We start from the raw sequence: 11809 nt of genomic DNA, 5'->3' as shown, positions 1-11809 counted from the left end.
GACATAGCAGAAGCTATATCTATGGCCGATAGAGTAGTAGTGCTCACAAACAGACCTGCAAAAATAAAGAGTATTCATCAAATAGCATTTTCTTGTGCCGACAGATCCCCGTTGAAGTGCAGAGATGATAATAACTTCAAAAATTACTTCAATACTATTTGGAAGGAGCTTGATGTACATGTCAGCTAAAAATAAACCAACTACTTATTCATCAAAGGAACACCTAGAATATATAAAAAAGATCAATACAAGAAAACGTAATATTCTCGTCTCACAATTAGCTCTTCTGGTAGCATTCTTTGTACTATGGGAACTCCTAGCCAATTTGAGATTTATAGATCCGTTTATCACCAGTCAACCATCAAGGGTAGTTAGAACACTTGTAAATTTATATAATGAGGGCAGCCTATTTACACATGTATCCATAACATTGATAGAAACAATAATCGGTTTTATATCAGGTACGCTTATAGGAACGATGATAGCTATTATATTATGGTGGTCAGATTTCCTCAGCAGAGTTTTAGATCCATATCTTGTAGTATTAAACAGCCTTCCAAAGATAGCCTTAGGTCCCATATTCATCGTATGGATCGGTAGTGGAACAGCAGCCATAATTACTATGGCATTAACCATATCTTTAATAGTCACAATAATAAGTGTATTAAACGGATTTAAAGAAGTAGACCAGGATAAAATAAAACTGTTAAAGACATTTGGGGCAACAAAAGCCCAGATATTAAGAAAAGTTATACTTCCCTCCAGCATTCCAACGATAATCTCTGCATTAAAAATAAATGTAGGGCTTTCATGGGTAGGAGTGATAGTAGGAGAATTTCTGGTATCAAAAGCCGGTCTAGGATATTTAATAGTATATGGTGGCCAGGTCTTTAAACTTGATCTTGTGATGACCAGTGTCCTTATCCTATCTGTCGCAGCAGCTTTGATGTACAAAGTTGTGGCATACTTTGAAAATAAATTTTTAATATGGAAACAATAAAAAAGCAAGTGGGAAAAATCAAACCGGCTTGCTTTTTTCTTTTTTTATAACCAGAAAATTAGATATTATGACTAGGATAGGCAATAAAGTAAAGGACAAGGCAGCTTTCATATTATATATTTCAGCTATAAAACCCATTATATAGGGAACAATAATGCCCCCTAAAGCACAACATGTCATCATGATTCCAAAGGCTGTACCTGTATATTGACTATAACGTCTTCCGGTTATAACCATGATCATAGGCCAAATACCTGAAAATCCAAAGCCTATGCCTGCGAAAGAGATAAGACTAAAAATGTAATTATCAAATCCCACGCCTAATAGGATAAAGAATGCAGAAAAAACTGAAGACATAATTATCAATTCATTGAGCTTGCTTTCATACTTGCTCATAAAGTACCTGCCTATCGCCATACTAGCCCAATACAATGATAAAGCCAGAGTTGGAAGCAATTCGTCACTTATCATTTCTTTCATGTAGGATGTTATCCAAAAAGCTATCCCTTCCTCTATGCCTACATACATTATCATAGAAATACAAAGCAACAAAAAGGTCTTGTTCTTTATCAATTTAGCTGCAATTGTACCCTCTATTTTTTCTTGAAGTTTTTTATCAGGATATTCGCTTTTTTTATAAAACAAGAAAAAATATGCCAGCGGTATCAAAAACACTATGTACAGCAACCTCCAGTTATTAGAAAAGCGCAAAAAACCTATCACTATGAAAGGCCCTATAACAGCACCTAAAGTAAAGAATAGCTGTGAAATATTTATAACCTTGTTTTCATCCTCCACATTCAAATCCGACAACAGAGTAGTAAGTCCTCCTTCTATTACACCGAAACCTGCTCCTACAAGAAAAATCCCAATAGACAAAATATAAATATTTGATGAAAATAGTATGAATATTATACCTGCTAAAAACACTGCATAAGCACCTGAAATTATTTTTCTTCTCCCACGTTTATCGCTCATCTCACCAGCAATCAAGGGTGATATCAAAAAACCCATAAAATGCATGGTAACCAATAAAGCCATAGATGTCTTGTTGAGCATCATATCGTTTCCTATTACATCCAATATTCTCTGGTATAAGGTAATATAAATCCCTAAAAAAGCCATGGCGAAATATGTAACTGAATTAACTTTTTTAAAATGCATTATATTTTCCTTCTCCTTAAAATAAATTATTTTATCAATCCCTTTATCATGATTAACATCCAAGGTATGCTGAACAATCGTTCAATTGTGTCAAAACTGCATAATCGTCGACAATCTCTATCCTAGATATACTACCGTTTGCTACTTTGAATCTCCATGAATCGGATAAGCCATTTCCAATAAGATGAGCTAATATATTTCTGATACACCCATGATGAGTCACAACAACTACTTTTTGCCTTTTATGAGCCTCAATAATTCTATCTATTTCTGAAACACATCTTCGATAAAATTCAACTGCACTCTCTCCTCCTGGAATTTTATAATTTATCCAGTCTGTACACCATTGCTTAAACTCTCTAGTATATTTTTTCTCTACTTCTCCCCAATGCATTCCCTCCCAACGTCCGAAATTCAGCTCCTTAAGGTTATCAGTAGTATGTAGCATAATATCATGTGCCCTACAAATATGCCCTGCAGTCTCTAGTGCCCTCCTTAAAGTGCTAGAATAAACACAATCTATTTTTTCGGATGCTAGCTTTTGTGCAATATTCACTGCTTGCCTTTCTCCATTGTCATTCAACCCTACATCATTCCAACCTGAATAAGTATTTGACCTGTTTGCATAAGTCTCCCCGTGCCTTACCAGAATAATAATGGTCATATATTTTATCACTCCCCCACTAAACTAAAATATTCATTAGCACCAAAAATAAAATCTCACTGAGCTCATTGATCATGCCTAATATATCACCCGTTATTCCGCAAAGCTTTCGTTGTACTCTGTAGGATATCAGTAAAGAAAACAATAAGATGGTTATAATAAATATGAATGCCTTATAATTAAAAAGATAAAAAACCATCACCATCGTTAATAAACTAGAAATGACTAACTGATCCGTTCCTACCCCTTCAGTAAAAAGTCTTCCTAGACCATCAGTAGGACGTGCATACTTAGAGATACTTGCACACATAACAATGCCTAGTCTTCCTAATATCGGTGCTGCTATAATCCCTTTATAAATATACGGTGGAGTCAAGCCATCTAACAAAAAAACTTTCAATAATATTGAAAAGACTATCGCCAATACACCATTGGCTCCCATTCTACTATCTTTTAATATGTCCAACATCTTTTCCTTGTCTTTATCAGAAAACAAGGCATCAAAAGAATCACCCAGCCCATCAACGTGGAATCCGCCAGTAATAATAGTTTGGGCGAGTACTGACATACATACAGCAAAAAGCCCCTGTTTAATATAACATGCTATATAATAGATTGCTGCTGAAAATAGCCCTACAACCAATCCAACTATAGGAAAAAATATTATTCCTTTAGAAAAATCATCCTGTTCTACATCTATTTGAACAGGGATGGGGATCCTTGTCATAAATTGCAGCATCAAAATCAATCTTTTAAACCATCGCAACTGCAACCCCTCCCCTCTACTTTATTCTCACCGGAATACCACAAGATAACAGATAAACCTCATCCGCCTGCCTTGCAATCATCTGATTGATCCTTCCTGATATATCCCTGAATATTATGCTCATATTGTTGTCTGGAACTATGCCGCATCCCACTTCATTAGTGACTAATATCGCAGAACAGTCTCCAGTCTTCACTTCTTGTATCAACTTCAATGTCTGATCTTTTATATATGACTCCAATCTCTGAGAATGCTGGTAAGGCATATTTTCCCAATCTATTTCTGTTTCTTCGATCATTAAATTTGTTATCATCAGAGTAATACAGTCTAAAACAATACAGTCTTTACGATATTTTATTTCTTTTATTGTTTTGTATATATCTCTGTACACTTCGAATGTTTCCCATGTACTTGGACGTTGCTGTTTATGCTTTTTGATTCTTTGTTTCATGCCCTCATCAAAAGGAATAGCTGTTGCAATATATGCTATATCCTTTCCCATTTCAGCCGCTATTTTTTCAGCGAATGTGCTTTTGCCACTTCTAGCTCCGCCAGTAACTAATATAAGTTTGTTGTTTTTGTTTTGAGACATATACGCTCTATCCCTCTCTATTTAATATAATAATATATATACCTGCTATAAACAGCAGGTATATATATTATTAAAACAATTCAATCTTTTTTACATTCACACCATCTATTGAAGCTAATTGAGATACAAGCTGCTCTACAAATTCTTGGTCTGCTTTAACATTCAGCGTTATTATACTCATATCCTCATCAGGATCATGCACACCCAATCTTGTAAGTATCTTACTCCCGTTTCTCGTCAGTATCTCTTGTACATCACAAGCATGTTTACACCTATCATCCACCACTATGCCAATCAAATAAAATTTTTTATCCATGTCTCTCCACCCTCCTTTTTTATATATTAAAATAAATCATAACTTTCTAAAGTATCATAAATAAACCTAAATATCTAATTATACTTATCCTTTATGAAGGAGATTAGATGAGCCTCATCAGTAAAAAATAAAACATTTTTTCTTTGTTTGAGTTTATCATACAATGCTGTAACTTTATTACCTGTATAATCCTTATCGCTTATTTTATCATATAGGGCCAGTATATGAACATCTTTTAGGCTATCATCAAATAATATTTCAATATTTTTCACATTTCCTTCACCAAAGTAAAGATCGGATAATACGACTACATCGCTTTGATGAATCAGTTTAAGATTATCTCTAAAACTTAAACTGCTTATGGGGGAAAACGGCAATTCTTCCGCTATATCTATGCCTAATATTTTCCCAGTATTCCAATCTGTATCTCCTATATTTAGCACTCCTGCAGATAGTGGATACCCTGCATCATACAGCTTTTCCATCAGATTAGATCCTGACCCGCCTCCGCAAATTATATGAAATCTTGTATGGCTTTTGTTTCTGCTGTTATTCGTACTTTTCCCGTAAGGCAGCACATAGGGAGATTTTGTGATAGGATTTAAAGATACAAAGCAATCTATTCCATACACCTGTTTTATATTCTTTTCAGTTACTATTTCAGCAGCAGGACCCATTCCTACTATTTCTCCCTCTTTAATAAGAACAATCAGATCGCTAAATTGTGCAGCTAAATTTATATCATGCAATACCGCTATCACTGTAAGGTTTCGTCTTTCCTTAAATCCATGCATCAATTCAAGCAGATCTAATTGATAATATACATCCAGATGAGAAGTGGGTTCATCCAGCAGTATGATTTCGGGCTGTTGAGCGATAGCCCTTGCTGCTACCACTCTTTGCATCTCCCCTCCGCTCAGCTGTGTAGCAAATCTATCTTTAAGCTGCCAAGTGCTTGTCTGCTCCATAGCTTTTTTGGCTATCTTAAGATCTTCGATTTTCTCATTCTGCAACCTTTCGATATATGGCGTCCTTCCCATCAGCACCATATCATATACACTAAAATCAAAATTTATTGAAGTGTTTTGAGGCACAAAAGCTACCTTTTTTGCTAATTCCTTTTTAGAATACTCATTTAAATTCCTTTTGTCAATATTTATTGTACCATAATCCGGTCTTAATGCACCTGATATATTTTTTAAAAGAGTAGTTTTTCCAGAACCATTAGGCCCCAATATACTGATGAACTTCCCCTTAGGAAAATCAATGTTTACTTCCTTTAATACTAAATGGCGCTGATAGCTATAACTTATATCTTTGATCTCTACAATATTGTCTCCCATAATACTACACCGCCGTCTTGTTCTTCTTTAAAAGATATATGAAAAATGGTCCCCCACATAGAGCAGTGATCACTCCTACAGGTATTTCTATAGGTTGGACAATAGTTCTTGCTATATTATCAGCAACTATCAAAAATATTGAGCCGGTCAATGCAGATAAAGGCAATAGTGCCCTGTGATCCGGTCCGAATATAATCCTTATTGCGTGGGGAATTATAAGCCCTACAAATCCTATTATGCCGCTTACACTTACAGCTGATGCAGCCACAAAGGATGCCACAATCATCAATATTCTCTTAATCTTTTCTACTTCCACGCCTAGATGGGAGGCAGTCTCATCGCCTAATAACATTATATTTAAGTCCTGAGCAAAACAAAACAATATAGCTATCCCTATGCCTATACAAGGCAAAGCTATATATACATTGTTCCATCTAGCATTTGATAGGCTGCCCATTATCCAAAAAATCACATTATGCACCTGTTCCCTACTAAATAACATAATAAAAGAAATCAATGCAGAAAGAAATGAACTGACTGCCACACCTGCCAATAACAAAGTAACCACAGGCACTTTGTTGCCAACCTTTGAAATAAAGTATACCACCAAGGTTGCTCCGATGGCACCTACAAAACTCATAATGCTCACCGCTCCAAATCCTAAAAAAGTTAGATTGAGCCCCAAATAAATTGCAACAGTAGCACCAAACGCTGCCCCTGATGATACACCAATTATGTATGGATCTGCCATTGGATTTTTCAGTATTCCCTGAAATACCGCCCCGGATACTGAAAGCCCGGCACCTATCAATCCTGCCAACAAAATTCTGGGTAACCGAAGATTTAAGACTATTATCTCATATTCCGGATGGATACCCGCATTTTTAATAAAGCTGCCTATCAATGGCATATTGCTAAACAATATTTTTACAGATGTTATAAAATCAACGTTCTGTGCAGCACCAAAAGTACACGATAGAATTACGATCAAAATCAATACTATTATCAGCATCACCATTATTAAATGATAAAACCTCTTTTTGTCTATATATGCCATCATATAAACTCCTTATCCATTAATCAAATCTACTTTTCCTCATATAAGCATTCATACATTACTTCCAACCCTTCCACTATCCTAGGAGTACCTCTGACAATTATATTATCATCTATTACAAAAAGTTTCTGGTTTTTCATGGCATCAGTATTTTTAAGCACATCATCTTTTTTAATCTGCTCTATATCTCCCACATGTTTCGTAATAAATATGGCATCCGGATTTTTTTCCACAACCTTTTCCATGCTATATTTACACCACGGTGTCTCGCCATCCTGGGCAATGTTTATCCCTCCACATATCTCTATAGCATCATGCATAAATGAACCTTTTGAAACAGTCCATAGGTCTGTCCCATATTCTACGATGAAAAACACCTTTGGCTTTTTTTTATCTTTTACTCTGTTCTTTATCTCATCAACCTTGCTTTTCATCTGTGCTACTATCTGTTCTGCCCTGTCTTCTGTTGCTGTAGCCTTGCCTATCATTTCTATCGAATTATATATGTCGTTAAAATCATTTGCTTCGCTTGAAATGACTACAATTCCCAGGTCTTTTAATTGACTTATAGCATCTTCATGCATATATCCTCCTGCTACTACTAGATCCGGCATAATAGAGGTAATCACCTCTATGTTAGGACCATCAAAATCCCCTACTTTTTGTTTGTTTTTTGCCTCTTCTGGATAATCACAATACTCAGTGACACCTACTATTTTATCATCTAGCCCTAAATCAAACAATATTTCAGTATTAGCCGGACTCAATGATACAATTTTCTCCGGTGATTTATTCATTATAACCTTTTCACCTGTCATATCTATAAGTTCAATGGATGTCTCTTCATCCATAACTTCCGTTTCACCGTTTAAATCATCAGATGAATTTTGATTATTTGCGCAACCAACTGATACAAAGATCAGAGCAATGACAACAAATAACACCAAAATATTTTTTAATTTAATTTTCCCCATAATAAGTACAGCTCCTTTCAGCTCAACTATAATTTCAGATTAAATATAAATAAAGAAACCTTCCTAAAAGGAAGGCAAATACAATATAACCAAACACCTCCCTATCCCCGTAGTTCAAAAGTGTAGCACAGACAGGCAGGTCTCCTGGCTCTGATTCATCGCTGCTACCTACCTTCCCGGCATAGCCAGTGGTATACTAATCTAGTAACAGCTCATCATTACAGTGGCGGGACCGCTCCGGATTTTCACCGAATTCCCTATTAAGATTAAAGAAATCACCTGTCCATATTTTATTTTATATGATTAATTTATCACAATGGACATATAAAATTCAACTAATTCGCAAAAAAAAACCAGATTTAATAAATCTGGTTTTGATCTTTTTACTTTAATACCCTTAAACCCCATTTAAACCTTTTTGCATAATATCCGCTAAATTTAGTGTGCATATTCACTTCTTCAACACGTCTCTTGGAGTTTGGGGCATGTATGAAATTTCCATTGCCTGTATATATACCTACATGACTCACATTCCCACTGCCATTGGTAGTAAAACATACCAGATCTCCTGGTTTAAGAGCACCCATGCTGCTTATTTTAGTTGCTTTATAAGCACCCTGAGCACTTGAACTCCTAGGCAAGTTTACACCGAATTTTTTATATACATATTGTGTCAGCCCCGAACAATCAAAACCGGAAGATGGTGATGCACCACCATATGCATATCTGTAACCTAGATAATTTCTTGCAGTAGATATAACATCCGATACTTTGCCTGTGGAGCCTCCTCTAGATGATGCGGTTCCTTTTGTTATGTATTTGCTGAATACCCATCCTGTTTTTCCACCGGAAGTTTCAACCTGATACCAATCACCTTTTTGTGCCTTAATCTTTACTGAAGTTTTATAAGGTAATGCTGTTACAAGGGTACCACCGCTTATAACAGGTAGTTTCCTTAAATTCAATCCGGCTCTTGTATTTACATATCCTTCAGCTGACTGCACTTTTTTCTTACTGCTGCCATTGGAATTACTGGATGGTGACTTCTTGGTGATGTAATTAGCCGAAACCCAACCTTGTTTGCTTCCCCACTGAATCTTGTACCAACCATTGCCCTGTCCAACAATATTCACCTTTGTGCCTCTGGTCAACTTGCCTATTGGTGCATTTCCTCTAGTGGATGGAACACTTCTTATGTTGAGTACACTTGCGGTCACATAACCTGTTCCTGAACTTTGCCCTCCCTGACTGCTTCCTGATTTTTGAGCAGGTACACTGCCATTAACATTCAGATAATCTCCGCAAAGCCATCCTATCAACCCATTCGGTGCTTTTATCCTATACCATAACCCATATCTGTCGTTTGTAGCTTTCTTGCCTAATACCTCTACCTTGGTGCCTTTTCTTACACGACTTATGATAGAACTATTGGTACCTGCATTGCTTCTCACTCGCACAACACTGCCCGTTACAGTACCATTTGAAGCACCTTGAGCTCTTGAGCTAGTCCCGTTATTCGTTACATTCAACAAGGTATAATATATCCAGCCTTTTCTACCATTAGGCATCTTTATATTATACCAACTGCCGGACTTCTTGAGAACATCAACTCTATTGCCGTTGTATAGGCTAGCTATGACTGAGTTGGATAATCCTGCACCACTTCTGACATTTGCAGATGTTCTAACTTTGACAACCCCTGTGCCTATTCCCGCAGCCTCCATCGGCTGACTGAAACAAGCAAAAGAAATCAGAAAGAGCAATACTAAACACATGCTTATAACTCTTTTTTTAAAACCCAATCGAAAAAACAACCCCTTTCTTAACGCTTCCGAAGTTAGCTGACGGGTTCGGAACTTGCGTCCCTACCATTACATAATGGACTCACCCCTGTTTGCTGGTTCCTCCGTACTTTCATATTTTTAAAGATTCAGCGTATTGGGTATATATAATACAGGCTAATTATATTCTATAATATAAAAAAGGGACTTGTCAAAACTGCCAAGTCTCTAAATAACAGTAAATAACGCTGCCATCAGCTGTATTACAAAACTATTACAACTTTATTACATATTATTAAATTTTGTTGACAATCTGTGTAAGTATCGCTTACATCCTTTGAAAATAAGCAAAGTTAACATAAACATAAATATAAATGGCATCAATAGCAATTTAGGAACATTACAAATGAATCTGAATATCCCTTTACTTTTCCTCAATTTCACTCCCTCTCATTCAATGGTACGTACTTATTTTTACCTGAAACATTCTTGTAAGCAGGCCTTATTATTTTGCCTCCGCTTATTACTTCTTCTATCCTATGGGCACACCAACCGACTATTCTAGAAATAGCAAATATGGGAGTATAAAGTTCAAGCGGTATATTTAACATATCATAAACAAATCCAGAATAAAAATCCACGTTAGGTTTTATTATATGCTCTTTCCCTCTAAATTTAGAAAAAACTTTTGAAGCAAGTTTTTCTATGTTGGTATATAACAAAAACTCCTTATCCATACCTTTTTCTTTGGCAAGCTCTTCAGCCTTTTGTTTGAGCAACCTAGCCCTAGGATCAGATAATGTATAAACTGCATGTCCCATACCGTAAATCAAGCCTGACCTATCAAAAGCTTCCTTATTTAGTATCTTCAGCAAATAATCCTCAAGCTTTTGCTCATCAGCCCAATCATCTACATTGGACTTAATGTCTTCCATCATCTCCATTACCTTCATGTTAGCACCGCCATGTCTAGGGCCTTTTAATGAGCCTACAGCAGCTGCTATAGCTGAATAAGTATCAGTACCTGAAGAGGATACTACTCTTGTTGTAAATGCCGAGTTATTTCCGCCACCATGTTCGGCATGCAGCACTAAATTCAAATCCAAAAGTTCAGCTTCCAATCGGGTATATTTATTATCAGGTCTTATCATATACAAGAAATTTTCAGCAGTACATAAATTCGGGTCCGGTATATGTATGTATAAACTCTTATTATCAAAATAGTGGCACTTCGCTTGATAAGAATATGCAACAATTGTAGGGAATACGGCTATAAGCTTTATAGATTGCTTAAGCATATTTTTCAAACTTATATCGTCAGGATTATCATCATAGGAGTAATATGTTAGTACACTCCTAGCCAGTTTGTTCATTATATTCATACTAGGCGCCTTTAAGATCATATCTTCTACGAATCCCTCTGGCAACTTTCTATTTTCAGAAAGGAGGTCACAAAACTGTTTTAGTTCAGTTTTGTTGGGCAGCTCACCAAATAGTAATAGATAACAGGCCTCCTCATATCCAAACCTCTTTTCTTGCTGAAATCCTTCTACAAGTTCTTTTACATTTATTCCTCTATACTTTAGCCTTCCTTCTACAGGAACTTTTTCCCCTTCGTCTATTACATATCCGTGAACGTCTCCTATATCGGTGAGTCCAACTAATACCCCTGTACTATCGCTATTCCTCAATCCACGTTTTACATTATGTTTAATATATAATTCACTTTCTATCTTATTGTTTTTTTCTGCAAGCAAACATAGCTTATCCAATACGCCCATTTTTGCCCTCCTTTTCCATATTATCCCATGTATTTATAAATAAAAAAATGCTGATTTTTATATTCTCATAAAAAATAATAGAAATGGTGCGAGGGATGGGAGTCGAACCCACACGCCGTATGACACACGCCCCTCAAACGTGCCTGTCTGCCTGTTCCAGCACCCTCGCACAATTAGGTTTAACTTGAAAGGAAATATGAGTTGCAATGAAAATTATACACGCACATATATAATTTGTCAAGATATCGTTAATTCTCACTCTTTGAGATTTTACTGTTCAAATATATACCATTCATGTAAACATCCATATAATTCATCCTCCGAGTAAACCTCAACATCTTTTATTTTTTCTGCCGCTACTAACGAGGATG

At 36.1% G+C, this 11809-nt stretch carries 12 protein-coding genes, 1 tRNA gene and 2 riboswitches; of the genes, 2 read left to right on the top strand and 11 right to left on the bottom strand.

The genetic code is table 11. From position 1 onward, the window contains the following. A partial coding sequence (locus tag PHP06_08905; GenBank protein MDD3840672.1) for a spermidine/putrescine ABC transporter ATP-binding protein occupies nucleotides 1-189 on the top strand: 189 nt, incomplete at its 5' end. Beyond that, nucleotides 173-1000: an ABC transporter permease gene (locus PHP06_08900; protein MDD3840671.1), complete on the top strand. Its 828-nt coding sequence runs from the start codon at nucleotides 173-175 to the stop codon at nucleotides 998-1000. The genes PHP06_08905 and PHP06_08900, both read left to right, overlap by 17 nt. Nucleotides 1001-1018: 18 nt before the next feature. Here the strand turns inward: PHP06_08900 and PHP06_08895 are convergent, their stop codons facing one another. The 11 genes from PHP06_08895 to PHP06_08845 all read right to left on the bottom strand — a co-directional run bounded on the left by PHP06_08895 (nucleotide 1019) and on the right by PHP06_08845 (nucleotide 11607). Then, nucleotides 1019-2164 (bottom strand): MFS transporter, encoded by a 1146-nt coding sequence (locus PHP06_08895; protein ID MDD3840670.1) that lies wholly within the window; start codon nucleotides 2162-2164, stop codon nucleotides 1019-1021. Between the two features lie 52 nt (nucleotides 2165-2216). Beyond that, a complete protein-coding gene (cobC, locus tag PHP06_08890; GenBank protein MDD3840669.1) occupies nucleotides 2217-2828 on the bottom strand; it encodes an alpha-ribazole phosphatase in 612 nt (203 codons plus the stop codon). Nucleotides 2829-2847: 19 nt separating this feature from the next. Then, entirely contained in the window at nucleotides 2848-3594 is a 747-nt protein-coding gene (gene cobS, locus PHP06_08885; protein MDD3840668.1) for an adenosylcobinamide-GDP ribazoletransferase, read from the bottom strand. Between the two features lie 16 nt (nucleotides 3595-3610). Next, the gene (cobU, locus tag PHP06_08880; protein ID MDD3840667.1) at nucleotides 3611-4186 is read right to left on the bottom strand and encodes a bifunctional adenosylcobinamide kinase/adenosylcobinamide-phosphate guanylyltransferase; all 576 of its coding nucleotides are present in this window, start codon (nucleotides 4184-4186) and stop codon (nucleotides 3611-3613) included. A 70-nt stretch (nucleotides 4187-4256) separates the two neighbouring features. Continuing rightward, complete coding sequence (locus tag PHP06_08875) at nucleotides 4257-4502, bottom strand: hypothetical protein (GenBank protein ID MDD3840666.1); 246 nt, start codon at nucleotides 4500-4502, stop codon at nucleotides 4257-4259. Nucleotides 4503-4576: 74 nt separating this feature from the next. Beyond that, the gene (locus tag PHP06_08870) at nucleotides 4577-5845 is read right to left on the bottom strand and encodes an ABC transporter ATP-binding protein (protein MDD3840665.1); all 1269 of its coding nucleotides are present in this window, start codon (nucleotides 5843-5845) and stop codon (nucleotides 4577-4579) included. Nucleotides 5846-5849: 4 nt separating this feature from the next. Continuing rightward, entirely contained in the window at nucleotides 5850-6902 is a 1053-nt protein-coding gene (locus tag PHP06_08865; protein MDD3840664.1) for an iron chelate uptake ABC transporter family permease subunit, read from the bottom strand. Nucleotides 6903-6931: 29 nt separating this feature from the next. Further along, nucleotides 6932-7876, bottom strand: a complete 945-nt coding sequence (locus PHP06_08860) for an ABC transporter substrate-binding protein (protein MDD3840663.1) — start codon at nucleotides 7874-7876, stop codon at nucleotides 6932-6934. Between the two features lie 116 nt (nucleotides 7877-7992). Beyond that, a riboswitch (cobalamin riboswitch) is annotated at nucleotides 7993-8174 on the bottom strand. 85 nt (nucleotides 8175-8259) lie between these two features. Next, nucleotides 8260-9678, bottom strand: a complete 1419-nt coding sequence (locus PHP06_08855) for an SH3 domain-containing protein (protein ID MDD3840662.1) — start codon at nucleotides 9676-9678, stop codon at nucleotides 8260-8262. A gap of 10 nt (nucleotides 9679-9688) precedes the next feature. After that, a riboswitch (cyclic di-AMP (ydaO/yuaA leader) is annotated at nucleotides 9689-9822 on the bottom strand. 275 nt (nucleotides 9823-10097) lie between these two features. Next, entirely contained in the window at nucleotides 10098-11438 is a 1341-nt protein-coding gene (locus tag PHP06_08850; protein ID MDD3840661.1) for a citrate/2-methylcitrate synthase, read from the bottom strand. Nucleotides 11439-11522: 84 nt separating this feature from the next. Continuing rightward, a tRNA-Leu gene (locus PHP06_08845) sits at nucleotides 11523-11607 on the bottom strand. Nucleotides 11608-11809: the final 202 nt, after the last annotated feature.

This window comes from Clostridia bacterium, from assembly GCA_028698525.1.
GTDB lineage: Bacteria > Bacillota > Clostridia > JAQVDB01 > JAQVDB01 > JAQVDB01.
This window is presented reverse-complemented; position numbering and strand designations above follow the sequence as displayed.